18 protein-coding genes are annotated in these 18,855 nt (G+C 57.3%); 4 read left to right on the forward strand and 14 right to left on the reverse strand.

Annotation, left to right across the window (positions count from 1 at the left end; translation table 11 throughout):
• On the forward strand, nt 1–879 hold the full coding sequence (locus ACQZ6D_RS27355; RefSeq protein ID WP_153793910.1) for a sucrase ferredoxin: 879 nt from the start codon (nt 1–3) through the stop codon (nt 877–879).
• A gap of 35 nt (nt 880–914) precedes the next feature.
• Here the strand turns inward: ACQZ6D_RS27355 and ACQZ6D_RS27360 are convergent, their stop codons facing one another.
• The 10 genes from ACQZ6D_RS27360 to ACQZ6D_RS27405 all read right to left on the reverse strand — a co-directional run bounded on the left by ACQZ6D_RS27360 (nt 915) and on the right by ACQZ6D_RS27405 (nt 11,458).
• On the reverse strand, nt 915–1,748 hold the full coding sequence (locus tag ACQZ6D_RS27360) for an alpha/beta hydrolase family protein (protein WP_003518948.1): 834 nt from the start codon (nt 1,746–1,748) through the stop codon (nt 915–917).
• A gap of 13 nt (nt 1,749–1,761) precedes the next feature.
• Nucleotides 1,762–2,655 (reverse strand): N-formylglutamate amidohydrolase, encoded by an 894-nt coding sequence (locus ACQZ6D_RS27365; protein WP_111796708.1) that lies wholly within the window; start codon nt 2,653–2,655, stop codon nt 1,762–1,764.
• Nucleotides 2,652–3,350 (reverse strand): RraA family protein, encoded by a 699-nt coding sequence (locus tag ACQZ6D_RS27370; RefSeq protein ID WP_111802315.1) that lies wholly within the window; start codon nt 3,348–3,350, stop codon nt 2,652–2,654. Before ACQZ6D_RS27370 ends, ACQZ6D_RS27365 begins: the two co-directional genes overlap by 4 nt.
• A complete protein-coding gene (locus tag ACQZ6D_RS27375) occupies nt 3,343–4,200 on the reverse strand; it encodes a creatininase family protein (protein WP_112496998.1) in 858 nt (285 codons plus the stop codon). The genes ACQZ6D_RS27370 and ACQZ6D_RS27375 overlap by 8 nt, the downstream gene beginning before the upstream one ends.
• On the reverse strand, nt 4,193–5,668 hold the full coding sequence (locus tag ACQZ6D_RS27380) for a serine hydrolase domain-containing protein (RefSeq protein WP_236772756.1): 1,476 nt from the start codon (nt 5,666–5,668) through the stop codon (nt 4,193–4,195). Before ACQZ6D_RS27380 ends, ACQZ6D_RS27375 begins: the two co-directional genes overlap by 8 nt.
• A 77-nt stretch (nt 5,669–5,745) precedes the next feature.
• Nucleotides 5,746–7,410, reverse strand: coding sequence for a dipeptide ABC transporter ATP-binding protein (locus ACQZ6D_RS27385; RefSeq protein ID WP_111802312.1), 1,665 nt, complete (start codon nt 7,408–7,410; stop codon nt 5,746–5,748).
• A 3-nt stretch (nt 7,411–7,413) separates the two neighbouring features.
• Nucleotides 7,414–8,229, reverse strand: coding sequence for an ABC transporter permease (locus ACQZ6D_RS27390; RefSeq protein ID WP_038495639.1), 816 nt, complete (start codon nt 8,227–8,229; stop codon nt 7,414–7,416).
• Nucleotides 8,226–9,170, reverse strand: coding sequence for an ABC transporter permease (locus ACQZ6D_RS27395; protein WP_111796705.1), 945 nt, complete (start codon nt 9,168–9,170; stop codon nt 8,226–8,228). The genes ACQZ6D_RS27390 and ACQZ6D_RS27395 overlap by 4 nt, the downstream gene beginning before the upstream one ends.
• A 22-nt stretch (nt 9,171–9,192) precedes the next feature.
• Nucleotides 9,193–10,677 (reverse strand): ABC transporter substrate-binding protein, encoded by a 1,485-nt coding sequence (locus ACQZ6D_RS27400; RefSeq protein WP_322919989.1) that lies wholly within the window; start codon nt 10,675–10,677, stop codon nt 9,193–9,195.
• A gap of 499 nt (nt 10,678–11,176) precedes the next feature.
• Nucleotides 11,177–11,458: a hypothetical protein gene (locus ACQZ6D_RS27405; RefSeq protein ID WP_162633774.1), complete on the reverse strand. Its 282-nt coding sequence runs from the start codon at nt 11,456–11,458 to the stop codon at nt 11,177–11,179.
• Between ACQZ6D_RS27405 and ACQZ6D_RS27410 the strand changes: the two genes are divergently transcribed.
• Nucleotides 11,457–11,600, forward strand: coding sequence for a nucleotidyltransferase domain-containing protein (locus tag ACQZ6D_RS27410; RefSeq protein ID WP_322919991.1), 144 nt, complete (start codon nt 11,457–11,459; stop codon nt 11,598–11,600). The two genes, ACQZ6D_RS27405 and ACQZ6D_RS27410, sit on opposite strands and share 2 nt — an antisense overlap.
• Before the next feature lie 925 nt (nt 11,601–12,525).
• Here the strand turns inward: ACQZ6D_RS27410 and ACQZ6D_RS27415 are convergent.
• Together ACQZ6D_RS27415 and ACQZ6D_RS27420 are read right to left on the reverse strand one after the other, a co-directional pair.
• Nucleotides 12,526–13,023 carry an SDR family NAD(P)-dependent oxidoreductase gene (locus ACQZ6D_RS27415; protein ID WP_448730436.1) on the reverse strand — a complete coding sequence of 166 codons (498 nt, stop codon included), beginning with the start codon at nt 13,021–13,023 and terminating at the stop codon, nt 12,526–12,528.
• Between the two features lie 98 nt (nt 13,024–13,121).
• Nucleotides 13,122–14,018 (reverse strand): LysR family transcriptional regulator, encoded by an 897-nt coding sequence (locus ACQZ6D_RS27420; RefSeq protein ID WP_111800612.1) that lies wholly within the window; start codon nt 14,016–14,018, stop codon nt 13,122–13,124.
• A 90-nt stretch (nt 14,019–14,108) separates the two neighbouring features.
• Between ACQZ6D_RS27420 and ACQZ6D_RS27425 the strand changes: the two genes are divergently transcribed.
• A complete protein-coding gene (locus ACQZ6D_RS27425; RefSeq protein ID WP_111800613.1) occupies nt 14,109–15,317 on the forward strand; it encodes an MFS transporter in 1,209 nt (402 codons plus the stop codon).
• Nucleotides 15,318–15,333: 16 nt separating this feature from the next.
• The gene (locus ACQZ6D_RS27430; RefSeq protein ID WP_448730437.1) at nt 15,334–16,500 is read left to right on the forward strand and encodes a serine hydrolase domain-containing protein; all 1,167 of its coding nucleotides are present in this window, start codon (nt 15,334–15,336) and stop codon (nt 16,498–16,500) included.
• 396 nt (nt 16,501–16,896) lie between these two features.
• Here ACQZ6D_RS27430 and ACQZ6D_RS27435 read toward each other — a convergent pair whose 3' ends face one another.
• Together ACQZ6D_RS27435 and ACQZ6D_RS27440 are read right to left on the reverse strand one after the other, a co-directional pair.
• On the reverse strand, nt 16,897–17,445 hold the full coding sequence (locus tag ACQZ6D_RS27435; RefSeq protein WP_013762451.1) for a GNAT family N-acetyltransferase: 549 nt from the start codon (nt 17,443–17,445) through the stop codon (nt 16,897–16,899).
• A gap of 466 nt (nt 17,446–17,911) precedes the next feature.
• A complete protein-coding gene (locus tag ACQZ6D_RS27440; protein ID WP_013762450.1) occupies nt 17,912–18,724 on the reverse strand; it encodes a nickel-binding protein in 813 nt (270 codons plus the stop codon).
• Nucleotides 18,725–18,855 lie beyond the last annotated feature (131 nt).

Consider the following 18,855-nt stretch of genomic DNA (forward strand, 5'->3'; position numbering starts at 1 on the left):
ATGGCTGCACGTATCTTTTGTCGTGACCTGTGTACTGAGCGCGGCGAACCGGCGTCGGGACTTGGCCCATCGTCAAAAAGCTATGTGCTGCTGCACTGGCCGCGCGGTGAATGGCGTGTGCCACGGATCAAATCGCACAATATGCCAGAAGGGCTCGGGCAGGCAATTTTGGCTGCAAATGCGGCGGGCATTCACGTTGCGTTGGTGGATGGCGACGACGTTGGGTTCACGCATCAGGGTATTGTCAGAGACCATGTGACACCTGCGGAAGCCGAACGGCTGCTGCTGCATATTGCCGGTGGAGGCGTGCTTGACGGTACACATGACCCACGCATGACCATCGTGTGCTGCACCGATGGCAAGCAGGACCCTTGCTGCGCCCGTTACGGCTTTGCGACATGGAAGGCCCTGCGACAGGCAGCAAATCCAAGTCGCTTCCGTATCCTGCAATCCACCCATCTCGGCGGATGCCGTTTTGCAGCCTCACTTGTCGTTTTGCCGCACAGAGCCCGCTATAGCCGACTAGAGCCATCGCAGGTTGGCGATTTTCTCACCTGCCTTGAACAGGGCAGTCCCTACCTTCCCGCCTATCGCGGCAACCCCTCCTACGACGCGCCTGCACAGACGGCGGAAATCGCGCTGCTGGAATGGGCAGGACAGCGCGGCACAACAGGGGCGGTGACACTTCATAAGACGGAGAGCGGCATTTCCAACGCCGACCAAGTTCATTTCTGCGCAACGATCGGCACGCAACACGCCACTGTAACCGTTGACAGACCCGAGTTTGCGGTCAACACACGCTGCGTCACGATTGGTGAACCCGAGGGCACAAAAAATGTGGCGCGATGGGTCGCCACATCTGTTCGGCCCGAAGACTGATCGACGTCGTAGTCTCCGGCCAAGCCGATAGTTTCTCAGCCTTCGAGAACTGCCGAGAAGAATGCCTTGACGGGCGGCTGAATACCGGTGCCATTATGGCTGATGCCGGCAACCCTATCGAAACGCGGTTCGACACCAACCGCCTTCAGGCCCTTTTCCAAGGCGCGCAAACGCTCAACGCGGGTTTCACCGCTATCATTTATGCCCTCCATCCAGAAGGGTGATTTTGGCCCGACGGTGACATCCCAGGTTTCGACATCCGCGTCACCGATCACCAGCTGCACGGCCACCTGACGCATCGCGTCGATATCAATGGGCTGGCCGAATATCTCTTCCATGCCGTTCAAACCGACCCACCAATTGGCGCGATCATCGGGAAGCGTGACGGTGCCGGGTGCACCCACCGAAACGGCACGAAGTCGGCGCGGGTGAAGATAGAAAAAACGATGGGCAAATTGCGCACCACCGGAAAAGCCGTGCATCAACACCTTTTCCTTCTCGACACGGTAACGCGTCGCCAGCTCATCAATCATGTCCAGCAGAACAAGATCGTAACGAATACCGTGATAGATCATGTGTTTGTAATTGTGCAGATCATCAGCATCATCAATACCCGCCGGGAAAAGCGGTGCCAGCAGGACGCATTGATGCTGTTCGGCAAAGTCGATGAATTCGTCGCGCAGGATATCAGCGTCGCGCAGGCTGCCATGAACAAGGACGGCAAGCGGATGCACGGTTTCACCGGCCGGATCATATCCTTCGGGAATATAGCAGCACCACGAAAAGCGCTGATCCATGCGCGAAGCAAAGATCGGTGTGCGGCCACGGCGATAAAAATTGAGTGGCACGGCCTTTTGCTGGACGAACATGAGACAATTCCCTTTAAAGTTTTTTCGGTGGTTGCTGGCTGGCGTAATCAGCCAGCACGCGGTTCATACGGGCAAGCACGCCCTTTAATGCCTCGTAACCATCGTTACGCTCGCGAGTTGCCTCGTCCATGTAGAGCTTGCGGTTAATTTCAAACTGCACACTGTGGCGTTGAAGGGCCGGATTCGAATAGGCTGTAACCAGTTCCGCCCCACGAAAAGGCTTGTTGAGCGCAACGACCAGCCCCTGCGCTTCAAGAGTTTCGGTGATCAGCGCTATAAATTCGCTGGAGGCTGACCCGCCGTGCAAATCGCCAAGGCAAATATCTGCCCGCACCGTTCCCGCCGGATCAGACGAAATCGCATGGCCAACGGCGGTCATCGAATGGCAGTTGATGTGATAAACACGGCCAAACCGGCTGTAGACGGCATTCAGCAGGCCAGCCAAATGTTCATGGTAGGGCTGCCAGTAGGTGACGATCCGCGTCTCAGCTTCCGCCACACTCATGGGTGCCGCATACATTGGCTCATCGCCCCAGGCGTAACGCCACATCAACCCCATGCCGCGTTTCGCCGTTGCGCTTTCACGCACTGGATGAGGCCAATCACCGTCCACAAGCTGGGTGTCCATATCGAGCAAGGACCGGTTCACATCGAGAAAACTGCGGGGAAAACGCGCGCTCAGTAACGGCGCACCGACATCACATGCCGACGAAAACAGATCATCGATATGGGTGTCTGCGGCTACTCTCACTCGCTCTGCGGAAACAGCAGGGTGGAATCCCCTAGGCATGTCCAGACCGCTATGGGGGCTGTCAAACACCATCGGAGCCAGAGGCGTGCGGGGTGCAATCACCGAAAGTACGCCCTCCAGCGTTATATCTTGCAACTGGCCATAGAGCGGGGTCATTTTTGTGTTCCTTCCGTTGCGCCTGGCTTGAGGCGCGCGTTCACCTTGTCCACCGCGCGGGTGATGTCACCGAGCTTTTCGCCATCGAGCAACCGCTGCATGGTGCGGGCAACACGTGTCTCACGGGCTATGCAGATATCAGCTATGTCTGCCGCCTCATCCGCGGGCAGCACCACCACGCCGGAAGCATCCGCCAATACGATATCGCCCGGCAAAACCGGCACACCACCACAGGCGATCGGTCGATTGAATGTGCCACCAAGATCAAGCTGGCGGGTGGTGACAGACGAAACACCGCGGCACCAGACGGGCAGCCCTTCGGCGATGATTTCCGCGACATCGGTACACGGCCCGTCAATGATGACACCGGCAACACCTGCCATGCGCGCAGCCCGTGCAACCGCACCGCCAAGGCAGGCATGGCGGCTGTCACCCAACCGATCAATTACCAGCATGTCGCCGGGGCGCACCTCGCTTAGCGCGTAATGCAACAGCGTCGAGCACATGGCGGGAATGGCGAGCGTGACGGCAACACCGGCACGGGCCTGTTGCTGCGGCAAGACCGCTTGAATAGAACCGGTCATGAAACCGGTATGACGCAGATGCCCGACACTGGCCGTTTCAATCTGCTGCAACGCCTCGATAACCACCTGGGGAGGCGTAACCGGCATTGCACCGATACGTAATTCAGTCATGGCTTTCTCCTTGCGACGGCCGTGCGACAGATGCCTCAAAAGGCTGTACGGCATTTCGTGGATCGAAACCGGCGAGATGGCGCATCAACCGCGCAGTATGGCCAACTATATGGCCACAAATCACCTGACCATTTTCAGCACTTGCCAATGAGGCCCGACCACCGAGCATACCGGCCGGATCGACCTCGGTGCAGTCAAGCGGTATCTGGACCGGTATTCCCTCGAAACGAGTGGCAGAGACACCACCAACGGGCAGACCGAACACGCTGCCACGCGGCGCGGGATCGCGCATCGCCTCTGTTCGAACCAGTTCGGGAAAAAGATGCATATAGACCGAAGTCATCGGTTCACCGCCGTGACCGCGCGCGCGCGCGGCGTCATCACCATAAAGTGTCTTCCACAGGCCATCCGGCAAGCTCTGCCAAATGTTCAGTGCCGGTATCAGCACCCCTTTTTCACGGCGCAACTTGCGGCAAACCTGATCGATCAGCGGTGCATTCGTTGTGTGACCATTGAAAATCAGCAGCTGTTCATAACCGTGATCAAGGAAGGAGGTCAGGATATCCTCAAGCACAGCGGTGAACGTCGCAGCACGCAATTGAATTCCACCGGCTATCGCCCGGAAAAATTCAGCATGGCCAAACGGCAGCACAGGCGCTGTCAGCCCGTCCCCCGCCCGGGCGCTCATTTCCGCTAGCCGTTCGGTCAGCATGAAATCACCCATCGGCGCGTGCGGCCCCTGCTCTTCCTGCGAAGCAAGCGGAATGAGAATGACTGCGGGGCGTTTCATACGCTGCGCAAATGTCTCATGCGTCATGTGAGAAATCGCAACCGGTTCATTGTCAACCATGCTGTTTCTCCCTTGCATGCTGCTCCAGCAGTTGCCCCTTGATGTCAGGAAATTCAAGCTCGGATGAATTGACATTTACCCGCCTCGAAAGGATCATCGAGCCGTCTGTAAAGCGTAAGCGAACGGTATCGCGAAACGCCGTTTCAACGAATATCCAATCCATTTCCAGAACCGTGTCGGCACCGTCATTTTCAAGAAGCCGGGCCGAGGCCAAGACCCTCAATCCGCCGACTGGCTGGTAGGAATGGTGCAGCCTTGCGCCGGGTATTGTGGTAACAGTTTCAATGTAAAAACCGCATCCTGCCCGTACTTGATGTTCACCATCCGCATCGCGAAGAGTGACACTCAGTTCGTTATTGTTGGCGGCAAGAGCGATGCTTTCGATAGCTTGATCGTTGGGTTCGACCATCCATGTGCCGCACGGCACTTTTTCCGCCGAAAACGCCATGTCTGCAAAATTTTTTAGCCGCAATCCAGCCAGACGTGCGTCCAGTTTCTCGGCGCTCTCAGGGGTGCCACCGCCTTTGCCGAGTGCTGGACGCAGCACGTCATAAATAAGCTGATGGACACGGCGATCACTGTCTTCCAACCCGCCGGTAAATGCTAAGACGGCATTTTCTTCCGGCAGGACGATACAATATTGGCCAAACAGGCCATTGGCGGAAAAACTGTTATGGGGGCCACGCCACCATTGATATCCGTAGCCTTCACGCCGGCTAACCTTTTGACCATCTCCGACTTCGTCCGGGCCGAGATAGTGGTCTCCTGTGAAAACACCGAGTACCACGTCCCGGATCTGCATGCCGGTTGCGGCCTGCACCCATTGCCGGGGCAGAAGCTGTCGGCCCTGCCATTCACCGCCCTGCAAGTGCAGTATGCCCAGCTTCAGCATGTCCTCACTGGTGCAACTGAGGCCATTGCCGCCGGTGTTGACGCCGTCAGTGCCTGTGTCCCATGTCATATTCGTAGACATGCCCATCGGCTGGAATATCCGCTCAGAGAGATAATCCGCGATCATCCGTCCCGTGACCTGCTGCACGATGGCTGACAGCATGTAGCTTGCAGCACTGTCGTAGACAAAAACTTCTCCAGGATTGTGGGGTGTGGGCTGGCGCAGGAAATCCTCCACCCAGCTTGAAAGCACCCGCCGCCAGGAGCCTCCAGAAATGCCGCGGCCATGACCGCTGGTCATGGTCAGCAGATGCCGTACCTTCATGGCCCGCAGGTTATCGTCGACCGGTCCTGCATAGTCAGGGAAAAATTGCAGCACCGCATCATCGATCGACAGCAGACCATCCGACACGGCCAAACCAACAGCCATGGAGGTAAAACTTTTGGTCACGGAATGCATCATATGCGGGCGGGCAAGTGAATAAGGTGCCCAGTAAGCGCTGGTGATCAGTGCACCATCCTGCCAGACGAGAAGGCTATGCAGTTCGAGATCGTGACGTTCGATCTCGTCTAGCATGGCGAGGATTATCGCTGGGTCTGTGCCCCGCGAGGCGGGTGTTGCCCCTGGCAGATCCGTAGTTACTGCTGTCAATTTCATTGCAATGCGTCCGCCTGCTGTTTTTCCGTTTCTGCGAAACGCCAGTTCAGCGAAACGCCGGTTTCGGTGCGGGTTAGTGTTGGAATGGCCGACAGCAAGGCCCGAGTATATTCCGACTGCGGAGCATCAAAAATGTCGTCGCGATTGCCTTGCTCAACGATAGCGCCATCACGCATCACCACCACCCGGTCGGCGAGCTGTTCGACCACACCGAGGTCATGGCTGATAAACAGGCACGAAAAACCATATCGTTTTTGAAGATCAGCCAGCAGTTCCAGCACTCTGGCACGCACAGTAACGTCAAGTGCCGACACCGCCTCATCAGCGATCACGAACTGCGGCCGTCCGACAATGGCACGCGCAATTGCCACGCGCTGACGCTGGCCGCCGGAAAGCTCGTGCGGGAACCGGTCAGAATAACGCCCGTCGAGCCCCACTTCTTCCAGAATGGTGCGGGTGCGGTACAGCTTTTCTTCCCGCGTCGATTTGGTGTCGTGACGCAAGGCTTCCGCCACGATATCGCATGTTTTCATGCGCGGATCGAGCGAGCCGAACGGGTCCTGGAAGATCATCTGGCAATTGAGACGGTAGTTGCGCCACACGGGCGAATCCGGCTTCACCTCTTCGTCGGCGAAGAAAATGCGGCCGGCAGAGGCAGGCACCAGCCCGGCAATACAACGGCCAAGTGTTGTCTTGCCGGAACCGGAGGCACCGACCAGCGCCACGATTTCACCCGGCCGCACGACAAGGTCGACACCATGCAAAGCCTTTTTGGTCTTTCGCGGCGCCATAAAACCTGCACGGGCACTGTATGTGACCTCAATGCCGCGCACTTCCATGACGGGCTTTGATTGCGGATCAATGTCTCTCAACGGCCCACGCATCGGCATGGATTGCAGCAATTCGCGTGTGTAGTAATGGCGTGGATTGGAAATGATGTCCGCAACCGGACCCTGCTCGACAATTTCCCCCTGCCGCATGACGATGACGCGGTCGCAGTAGCGCGCCACCATGGGCAGGTCGTGGCTGATCATCAACAGTGCCGTGTTTTCACTCCGCACCATCTCGAGCATCAGTTCCAGCACCTCGCGCTGTACCAGCGCGTCAAGCGCTGTCGTCGGCTCGTCCGCAATCAGCAGGGATGGTCGCAGCAGCATGGCAGATGCCAGCATCATGCGTTGGCGCATGCCGCCTGAAAAATGATGCGGGAATGCCAGCAACGCACCTTCGGGATCGTGAATGCCGACCCGCCGCAAAATTTCAAGAATTTTGGCGCGCCGTGCAGCGGCGTCCAGCCGTGTGTGAAGTTTCAGTGGCTCTTCAAGCTGCTTGCCAATGGTCATCGACGGATTGAGCGAGGTCATTGGTTCCTGAAACACCATGCCCAGCCGGGAGCCACGCAATGCGCGGATTTCCTTACCTTTCATTGATGGTACAGAGCGGCCTTCAAAACGGATATCGCCGCCCGAGATGGAGATAGCGGGTGGCTGGAGACCCATGAGACTACGTGCCACCATGGTTTTTCCCGAACCGCTTTCGCCGACAATACCGACGATTTCACCCGCACCAACGCTGAACGAAACATCGCTTACGATACCGTGGTCATCAATACCGTTTACGGAAAGGCTAAGATTTTCGACCTGAATAAGAGGCTGTTTCATTGCTTACAATCCTCGCATGCGGGGGTCGAAACGATCGCGGATCGCATCTCCGAACAGATTTATGCCAAGTAGTGACAGGGAGATGCAGAGACCCGGGAAGATGCCGAGCCAGACAGCTTCGGCGATGTGCGGACGGCCACTGGCCAGCATGTTGCCCCAGGTCGGCGCTGGCGGAGGCACACCAAGACCAAGGAAGCTGAGTGCACTCTCAGTCAGCAGGACCGATCCGAACATGGAGGTTGCCAGCACGATTACCGGACCAAGGCAGTTCGGCACTATGTGGCGGAACATGGTATAGACAGCCGAATTGCCCATGATGCGGGACGCTTCTATAAATTCCCGTTCACGCAGTGACAGCACCGAACCGCGCACCACCCGCACCATGGAGGGCGTATAGGCAATGCCGAGCGCCAGAATGATGCCGTACATATTGGCACCGGTAATCGACAGCAATGCCAGCGCCAGCAACATGCTGGGAAAAGCCAGTAGCGCATCGTTCAATGCCATGATGACGCGGTCCGTCCAGCCACGAGCGTAACCCGCCAGAACACCAAACGACACGCCGGCGAGAACTGCAATGCACACCGTCACGAGGCTAATAGAGACACTGGTTCCTGCTGCTGTCATTAGCCGGGACAACACGTCGCGACCGAATTCATCGGTGCCAAGCCAGTGAGTAGCGTTTGGTGCCTGCAGCTTGGAGCGCAGATCGATGCGCATCGGATCGAAAGGTGTCCAGATGCGTCCGGCAAGCGCCGCCCCGAGAAAACAGGCGAGAAGGGCGCCGCCGAGGATACGGTTTCGTTGATGGCGTTTCATTCTGCAGTCACTCTCGGATCGAACAGGGGATAGAGCAGGTCAACCAGCAGATTGACGAGCAGGTAAGTGACGGCCACAAACAGCAAGCAACCCTGCACGACGGCGTAATCACGAGCGTAAATGGAATCGACTATCAGTCTACCGAGGCCTGGAATGGTGAACACGGTTTCCACCACGGCAACACCGCCAAGAAGGTTGCCAAGAACCAAGCCAATAAGCGTCCAGGTTGGGCCAAAAGCATTACGTGCCGCATGGCGCAGAAGCACCGCCGCCTCACCCAACCCCTTGGCGCGGGCATGAGTAATGTAATCCAGCCGCAGCACATCAAGCGTCGAGGCACGGGCCATACGAACGATAATGCCTACTTCATGTAGCACCAGAGTTGCCACTGGCATGATCAGGTAGATCAATCCGGCAATCGGGTCGTCAGTGACCGAAACATAACCCAGTACCGGTAACCAGCCGAGTTTGAGGCCGAAGCCGAGCAGGATCATCAATCCCAACCAGAAGGTCGGGATTGAAAGCAGCAAAGTGGACATAGCAACAATAGCAAGATCAAGTCCCCCATTCTGTTTCCATGCCGCCGCCATGCCGAGTGGCACGGCAATAAGAACGGAAAGACCAACTGCAATCAGCACCATCCACGCACTGGTCGAAAAACGCTGCAACACAAGATCAAGCACCGGCTGGCCATTCAGCACAGAGTGGCCGAGGTCACCTTGCACGGCATTGCCAAGCCAGATGACAAATTGCAGTGGCACGGGTTTATCCAATCCCATCGACCTGCGGGCGGCGGCCAGCGCATCCGCATCGGCGAGATCGCCGAGCATCAGACTGGCCGGGTCGCCGGGTATCAGGCGGATGAGGCCAAACACCGCCACCGAGACGATGAACAGGGTGGGGACTGCCGACAATAATCGGCTCAGGGCGAATTTCAGCATGGTCAGTATCCGCCAGTCATTCTCACCGGGTTTTCTCAACACCCCAGAAGCGGGCGAAGCCCTGCCAGGTGCGATATCCCTTTACCTTCGGGCCGGACACGCCGACATCGAGACCGTTGGCGAGCATGACCAAAGGTGCCTGCTCCAGAAAACGGGTATGCAGGTCATCAAAGATCGCCTGACGTTTTGCCTGATCGGTTTCCTGCAGCGCCTGATTGACGAGTTTGCTAACATCAGCATCATCCCAGACAGCATTGGCCTTCTTGGCTTTCGAACCGACAACCGTCTGATAGGCGAGCGCCGGCTCGGTGCGGTTGGAATAATTGAATGCCATGATCTGGTATTTACCGCTATTGAAGCGGTCGAGTTGGCTTGCCCATTCAAGAACTTCGATTTCCGCATTGATACCGGCAGACTGCAACATGGCCTGCGCGATGATTGCGGTATCATAGTTGATGGCCGAGCGACGGTTGGTGAGAATGTTGATCTTCTCGCCTTTGTAACCGGCCTTGGCCAGCAGTGCCTTCACGGCATCAGGGTCATAACTGTAACCCTTGTCATGTGCCGCCGTATGATAAAGCGAGCCGGACGCAACGAGCGAATTGTTGGGAACACCCAGCCCGTAGGTTACGGAATCAACGATCTGCGGTGTATCCAGCGCGGCAATGACAGCCTGACGCATTGCAACCTTCGACATCAACGGATCGGCGGTCTGGAACAGCATGGTCACGAGGCCACCGTGAGGAGCCGCAACAATGTTGAAGTCCTTTTCGTCCTTCAACTTTGCGGCCTCACCCGGCGGCAGGTAGGGCAGCACATCAAGAGCGCCACTTTTGAGACCGGCCACCGCCGTTGCGGTGTCCGGCACAACAACATATTTCACCTCATCAACAAGAACTTCCTTGCGTCCGCCGTAACCGTCGGGCTGCTCTCCTGACATAGAATAGTCAGCGAATTTCTTCAGTGTCAGTCCTTGCCCGCGTTTCCATTCGCCGAACTCAAACGGACCGGTGGCGACTGGCGCCTTCCACTTGCCGTCATCTCCGAACGAGGCACGGTGCACGATACCGGTGGATCCACACTGCGCCTGCGCCATGTAGTTCAGGAACATCGCATCGGGACGATCAAGCGTAACAATAACCGTGTTTTCCTTCGCCACGATTGTCTGGACCTTTGCGTCGCGACTCCCATCAAAAAATGTCTTGCAGCTGAATTCCGGGTCACGAATGAGCTTCTCGAGGCTCCACTGCACATCGTAAGCGGTCATCGTCTCGCCATTGTGGAATTTCACGCCGTCACGCAGCGTAAATGTATAGGTTTTTCCATCGTCGGATACCGTCCATTCCTTAGCCAGCATCGGGCGAACTTCACCCTTTTCACCTGCAGCAACCAGCCCTTCAACCACGTTGAGCATGACGGAATCCGTGCCAGCATCGCGGTTTATGCCCGGTTGGGAGCTTCTGATATCAGCGGTAATCTGCACGTTCAGCGTATTGGCTACAGCCAATCCGGGAAGAGTCAGGGCCACAGATGCAAATAATGCACGCAAGGCCGGTTTCGACAGTGACATAAGTTCGCCCTTTTGTTTTATGTTGATGCAAAAAACATTTCATATGTAAAAATCATAGTCAAGCATGTTTCGATATGCATCATGGAAACATATTCGAGCCACCCCGCTTACATCATGTTGCAACTGTCTGCGGCGGCCCATGGAGGAAGAACTGAAACTGGATGTAATAGGCCTGCGCATTATCGAGGCAATGAAGCTCCACGGACGCCTGACCAAACAGACGCCGGCGTAGCCGTTGGTTTGTCGACCACCCCGGCTTGGGCGCGATTGAAACGGATTGAGGCACAAGGTGTGGTCACTGGTTTTCACGCCCGCTTATCAAGGGCTGAACAACTGCCCGTTTGGGTGCTGATGAACGTAACACTGGCCAGCCATCGCCGGTGGATTTCAAACGCTTCTAGAGCGCTGTCAGCGCCAAAGCGGAAATTGTGTCCTGCTAGTCAGTGGCGGTGGCGTCTATTATTTCCTGACGGTGGAAACCACTGACATCGACAGTTATCAACGCATCGTCGGCCGAATGCTGGCCATGGAAATCGGTATCCACCGCCGCTTTACCCATATCGTGAACCGGGCTGAGAAAGACGGGATGGACTAAATTCACTCCAGGATCAGACCGGGCAGGCTGCGCAGCAGCTCTCTTTGGCCCAATCATGTCGCCCGGTCTGTAATAGGTAAAGCATGTAGATGGTTTTCGGAGGTTGATATAAAATTGGGTCATGGACCGAATCGTTGCCATCCGAAGCTTAAAGAAGCCCGCTCGCGCCATAAAAGGCATTGGCGCGACGCGCCCTTATCTATTTGGATCAACAGCCCGGGATGGAGCCGGCTCTTCCAGCGATTTAGACGTTTTCATTGATTAAGACCCTTCCAAAAAGTTCTCGCTTCTGGAGCTACTTGGGATTAGGCAGTTCCTTGAAGAAAAGCTGGCCATAGAGGTCGATGTGACCACTCGCAATAGCCGCCATCCCATGCTTCGCCGCGACAACGAACAATCGGCTGTTCGAGTATTTTGATGGTAGAGCGAAAAGTTGGGCTTGTTCTGGCGGAAATGCTGGAAGAAATTGAAGGCATTCAGAGCCACACGACCGGTAAGACATTAGCGGACTTTGAACAAGCTTGCCGTCAACCGTGGGCTGGAAATCGTCTCCGAAGCATCACGGCACGTTCCCGATGAATTGCTCGTGTTAGCGCCGAGTTGCTGGAGCACAACCTTAACGAAGAGGTCCTCTTTATTCGCGGTCGCTACCATGACCAAGATACGGCATCAGTCCAAAGGTGACTCATCGAAGCGCTCACAAACGATTTCACCGACGATGTTTCCTTGGCCCTGCAGAACGGCGCAGTGGACGTGGCCGACCTGCCATCGGGTACCGTCCTTAGGCGCATTCCTTGAGCTGATTCATATCTTTCCCGCGCACCTGCGGGGACGCAACGGGTCGAGGTGGTTGGACCCTCGGCATTTCGGTCACTTTATTACTCATCGGGGAGGTACGTGGTTTTTCGAAGAACTACATCCGTTCGGATTAATGCCCGTCACCATGTTGGTTTCAAACCCCGACGCTTGCACAGACATGGTCAATCGACTTAAGCGGCTTAGTACCAGCGCCGTTTTTTTTTCCAGCGACCACAGTAGTAAATTCGTCGCAGCGCTTTACGGACTCTGGGCCAAAGTGGTCGACCCGCAGTCAACGAAACGACACCGGTTATGTCCCCCTTAGTCTTGAACCGGGAAGATTCGAATTTTTTGTTGCTGACCATGGTATCGGTGTTCTTACCAGTTTGAGATCAAGCCCGAGCTACGCATATTTGACCGACCATGATTGAACTCGTTCTCTCCCGGGGGATGTCCGTTCGCGACGCTTCCTGCACGGCAGCTAGCTCAAGGGCGATGTTTCTAGCCCTGATATCATCCAGCACGCGAACGCGGTCGGTGTCACTCCGGCCAGGCAGGATCATGTTGACCGTGACCCAGTGAGGCGCGCGCTGCGTCGACAGCGTTTTCGACCACCCGGCGACCGCGGCGCGAACCGCTTTCGACAGGGCGAAACCGGCAATGGGTCGCTCGATGCCCGATGAACCGATGATGATGATGATGATGATGATGATGCGACCCCATTGACGTTCGATCATGCCGTATGCAAGCGCATCGGTGATCGAAAAGATCGACCCCCCCCTCGAATCGACCGCTGAACGCCATGCCTCAGGCGGCTGACCGAGTGCTGGCGAGCGGCTTTCGGAATGGGCGGAAATGTCGTCGCGCCCCTTGGCCTTTGCGCTGGCCACGTAGGCGCGGACGATCTCCTGATCCTTTCAAGCGAACGTCAGTTGCCGCCAGTGAGGCCTAAGGCCACGAGGTTTGGTGCGAACGCGCGAATGACAAATCACCTATGTTGCTCACGCAGAAGGTTTTCAGCCATAAAGGAGACGAAGGCGGACACCTTCGGCGAGGGATGCCGGTTTGCCGGCCAGAGGATGTGGAAGGCACCGACCTCTTGCATATAGTCCTCAAGCACGCTGACCAGCGTACCTCGCCGGAGCTGCTCCCGGATCGCGAATTGCGGCAGGCATGCAAGCCCGAAGCCCCCCTCGGTCAGGCAGATCTGCGGCTCGAGCGTGCTTGCTACCGATGTCACGGGAAGAACAAGTTCAAGGGCCGCGCCGTCCGACACCATCGGCCAGCGCTCCAGCTTGCCGGTGGACGGATATTTGTGATGATGGCAGGCGTGACCGAGCAGATCGTCGGGCGTCGAAGGCACGCCACGCGCCGCGAGATAATCGGGCGATCCGACGATCCGGTGCGAGAATGCCCCTGCCCGACGCATCATCAATCGCGAGTCCCGGGCTTCGCCGGTGCGGACCACGGCATCGAAACCTTCGTCGATCACATCCACCAGCCGGTCGGTGAAGTCGAGGTCAAGCTCGATCTCGGGATAGGCGCGCATGAAGGCCATGACTGCGGGCATCATCAGCATGCCGATTAGTGGCAGGCTGACACGAAGACGTCCGCGCGGCGCCTGACGGATTTGCGACAGCTCCAGTTCAGCGGCCTCGATCTCGCTGAATATCCGGCGGCAGCGATCGAGGAACAGAGCTCCTTCCGCAGTCAGCGTCAACGAGCGCGTCGAGCGATGGAAGAGGCGAACGGCAAGCCGCTCTTCCAGCCGCGCGACCGCCTTGCCGATGGCCGAGCCAGAAACGCCAAGCCTCGCGGCTGCACCCGCAAAACTACCGCAATCTGCCGTTTGAACGAAGGCATTCAATGCGCCGAGATGTTCCATCCACTGGTCCCTATTGCGGACATTTATGTCCGATATGATGAGAACTCTAGCATAATTCTCCAATCGCGGCGACCGGCTTATGGTCAGGGCATGACAAACATGCACTTATTCGCCGCGTCCCCCGTCGACCCGCCCCAACCTCGTCGTCTGCCGCTCTCGGGCCTGCTCGCACTCGCCATGGCCGGCTTCATCACCATTCTGACCGAGGCGTTGCCCGCAGCTTTGCTGCCGCAGATCGGCGCGGGCCTTGCCGTGTCGGACGCACTGGTGGGCCAGATGGTGACGATCTACGCGATTGGATCGCTCATCGCCGCGATCCCGCTGACGGCGGCGACGCAAGGCATACGACGGCGGCGGTTACTCCTCGCTGCCATCGCCGGTTTCGCAATCGCCAATACAGTTACAGCCGTCTCCTCTAGCTATCTGCTGACGATGGTCGCACGATTTTGTGCCGGCGTTTCGGCCGGGTTGCTCTGGGCGTTGCTCGCAGGCTATGCGGCACGCATGGTGCCCGAGGCACTAAAGGGACGGGCTATCGCGGTGGCCATGGTGGGCACGCCGCTCGCGCTGTCGCTTGGCATTCCGGCCGGTACTTTTCTGGGCACCCTCCTCGGGTGGAGGGCGTGTTTTGGCCTCATCAGCGGCTTGACTCTGGTACTGGTTGTTTGGGTTATCGCGAAGGTGCCGGACTTCGAAGGCCAGCCTATGGAGCGTCGCCGCGGGCTCAGCACGGTGTTTACTCTGCCCGGCGTGCGCCCGGTCCTGTTCGTCACCATTGCCTTCGTCCTCGCTCACAACATCCTGTACACCTATATCGCCCCGTTCTTGGTCGAGGCCGGCATGGCAGCGCGGACCGATCTTGTGCTTCTGGTCTTCGGCACGACAGCACTGGCAGCCATCTGGATCGTCGGTGTCCTGATTGACCGCCAACTGCGAAGCCTGTCGCTCGCCAGCATCGCTTTGTTCGGGCTTGCAGCGCTGGCGCTTGGGCTATGGGGTGAGAACCCGGCGGTTGTCTACGGTGCAATCGCGGTCTGGGGCCTCGCTTTTGGCGGAACCGCCACGCTGTTTCAGACCGCTCTTTCGAACACCGCAGGCGATGCTGCCGATGTTGCTCAATCCATGCTGGTCACCGCCTGGAACCTGGCAATCGCCGGTGGCGGTATCGTCGGCGGGTTGATCCTGCAGCAGAGTGGCGTTGGCGGCTTCGCCCCAGCCATTCTTATCCTCCTCGTCCCGGCATTCATCACAACACTTCTTGCACACCATCATGCCTTCCCACCGGCTGCCAATCCCTGATCCAAAGGAAATTCTCATGACATCCTCAAATTCTTCGATCGTATCGCGCCTGGACGCTGTGATAGACGGCGCGATTGCAGCCGAACGCATCGTCGGTGCTGTCGTCCTTGTCGCGCTCGACGGCAAAACAATATATTGCCGCGCAGCAGGGCTCGCCGACCGGGATGCCGGCACGGAGATGCGAACTGACGCTATCTTCCGACTGGCCTCCGTCTCGAAACTCTTCTCCGCTGCGGCTGCCCTAGCGCTGGTCAGTCGCGGGATACTGGATCTCGATCGACCAATCACGGAATGGCTACCGGCGTTCACGCCGACCTTCGAGGGACGACCGGCTCTTATCACCTTGCGTCATCTACTCAGTCACAGCGCAGGGCTCAGCTACGGCTTTTTTGAGCCGGAAGGCGGGCCTCTCGCCCAAGCAGGCGTGTCGGACGGTATGGACCGCTCCGACCTGACGCTTGCCGACAACATCCGGCGCCTTGCCGGCGTCCCCCTCTCCTTCGCTCCGGGGTCGGCATTCCGCTATTCGTTGGGGATAGATGTTGTGGGTGCGGTGATTGAGGCGGCAACAGGGCTCGCCTTGCCGGAATCCATCCGCAAGCTCGTCACCGAGCCGCTCCGTCTTAAGGATACCGGTTTTGCGCTTTCCGATCCATCCCGGGTTACGGCTGCATACGCGGACGCCACGCCACGTCCCCGCCGGATGCACGAACCGGACTGCTTGCCATTGCTCCCCGGTATGGCAAGCGTCATGATGGATCCATCACGGGTGTTTGATACCAAGGCTTTTCCTTCAGGCGGCGCCGGTATGGTCGGCACAGCGTTCGATGTGTTGCAGCTGATAGAAGCGTTACGGCAGGGCGGCGGTGATATTATGACTGCCGATCATGCCTCCGTGATGGCGCGTGACCAGATAGCCGGGATCGACATCGAGGGATCGCCGGGCTGGGGCTATGGTCTCGGTTTTTCGGTGCTGCGCGACAGCCAGGCCGCAGGCGTGGCCGAGCCGGCAGGCACCTGGCGCTGGGGCGGGGCCTACGGGCATAGCTGGTTCACTGACCCAAGCAACGGCCTGACAGTTGTGGCCCTGACCAATACCGCATTTGAAGGCATGTCTGGCGCCGGGCGGTTTTCTACCGATATCAGTCGGGCCATCTATGCAGCGATGGCGGAGGCGTCATGAGCGAGAAGTGAAATTAGCGATGCTATCCAACAATTCTAATCGAAGACTACGCCTTGAGGCGGGTTCAAACAGGCGCCCCTCTTTGCGACCATGCTATAACAACGATTTATCCGTCTCGCGCAGATAATCTCCCTTCACCGAAATATCATTCGTTCACACGATTAGCCAACAGCTTCATGAGATTCATTCATTCGTGAAGAACCGCCACGATTAGGGCGGGCGCATCCTGATGTTGACACCGTCCGGCGACTGAAGGCCGCGGGGAGATTAGAGCTGTATGCGTATCATCCTGAACATGATCCAGATTTTACCTTGGATTTCGCATAGGAGTCGCTCGTGAGAGACCCAGTTGGTTTATGCGGGAAGCTACAGCCGGATTGGTAACCCGAGACGGTCTCAGCGAACTTTGGAATACAGGAAAGCGTCCCTTGGTTCGTTCGACAAATTTGGATGGAAAAGATACCGCCGAAGCAACGCTTCCTGGGTCATACCAGCCTTTTCCATCACACGTGCTGAGGCCACGTTCATGACATCACAAGCTGCCTCGGTGCGATAGATCATCGGATGGGTAAGGGCATGCTCGATCGCCCATTTTACCACTTCAGTCGCAACGCCCTGTCCCCAGTGATCCTTCCGGACAAGCCAACCGTAGGAAACTCGCGGTCCCGCCAGTCGCGCGTCAATCCTTCCAACAAGTTCGCTCGGCACTTCGCGTCGGCAAATGACCGCTGGAAACGTGGAGCCACCTTCCCACTCCAGATAGGAGCGTTCCGCAGCTTCCTGCGTCTGGGAAAGGTCTGTGTGCGGACGCCAAGTGAGATATTTCGTCACTTCACGATCAGTTGCCCAACCAGCAAAGATTGCGTCGCCATCAGATGGTTGAACCCGCCTGACTAGAAACCGCTCTGTGAAGAATTCCTCCGGGAGGCGATACGCCAAGTCCATTCCATCGATCCTTGATCGCGCTCTTGCTAGCGCCATTGCAGCGTACCGCTTGGCGGCGCGACGTACATTATTTGCGGCCGATGCCATGCAACGTTTAGAGATTTCCCAAATTAGCCATGGAAATCAGTGCCTGAAATGGAATTCTGTGGTTTTTCTATCTAATGCCGCACTTTTCATCAATATCCTCCCAACCAAGGCGACATTGAATTGCAAAGTGACCGTGACCTGCCACTGAGACTTTCCTCCAGAATAAATTTGAGTCCGGCCCATTTTGAACCGCCCCAGGTTTCTGGACCAGCTGAGGCTAGAGTTTTCCGGCTTCGCAGAGCGGCCGCCCAGCGGTGGTGCAAGTGTCCACACCCCGCCAGACATCAGGCCGGTGTTGCCCGACCGAACAAACCGCACGGTGGCTCAACGCAGATTACCATTTGATGGTCATTTCTACATCGGATTTCAAATCACGTCGCTAGTGCAGCCACTCGCAACGATAGGCGATGACCGGCTCGGCAAATCCTTTCAGTCTGTATTGATTGCCATGGACGAGGACATCGGCGCTGCCATATTCCTGGAAGGTCTTGTCCGATATCAGGATCTGGTCGCTCTCGGCCGCGGCACAGAGCCTGGCTGCCAGTTGCACGGTCGCACCGAAGAAATCATTGCTGTCCTCGACCGGCTCACCACAATCCAGTCCAATGCGGATGTGAATTGGCTCACCGTTGCCGCTGTTGTAGCGATGGAACTCGCGCTGGATATCAATGGCGCAATCCACGGCAAACGGTACGGACGAGAATACAGCCATTATGCCATCGCCGGTGTGCTTGACCTCTCGCCCCGACCGTCGCCCGAGACAACCACGAACCAGGGCATCGTGTGCGCGGACGAGTTCCGCCGCCATACGATCGCCAAGGCGGGCCGTCATCTCGGTTGAACCGACAATATCAGTGAACAGGATCGCACGGTGGCCGGCATCCATATCTTTCGAGATGGTAGCAAGCGACAAGGGATCCTGTATTCGCCCGAGAAATGCTTCCACAGCGGACAGAGCGACTTCCACAACTTCACTGGCGACAAATCCGTGGGCTTCCCGATGTACGCACTGCGCAGTTTCAGCGTCTGGAGCATCGATAAGGCAAAAGGCCGTACCACGCCTTTCATCAAACCAGTAGGTCAGGAACCTGACGCCGTACTGCTCCTGAATGTTGAGATCTTTAAGATGTGCCGCGGCGATATCCGCCGCTGAAACTCCCGCAAGCTCGTGCCGGTCCATGAAGATAGGCATTGCTTCCTCCCGGGAGTATATCGTTGCCTGGTCTTCAAGCCAGTTTACGACTTCCCCGCGCTATCGTCCATCACTCTTACGGGTAACGCCAGTCAGGAGCGGACCACCGATAGAGCGATATTGGTTTGCGT

It is taken from the genome of Agrobacterium sp. 22-3639C2 (assembly GCF_053522105.1).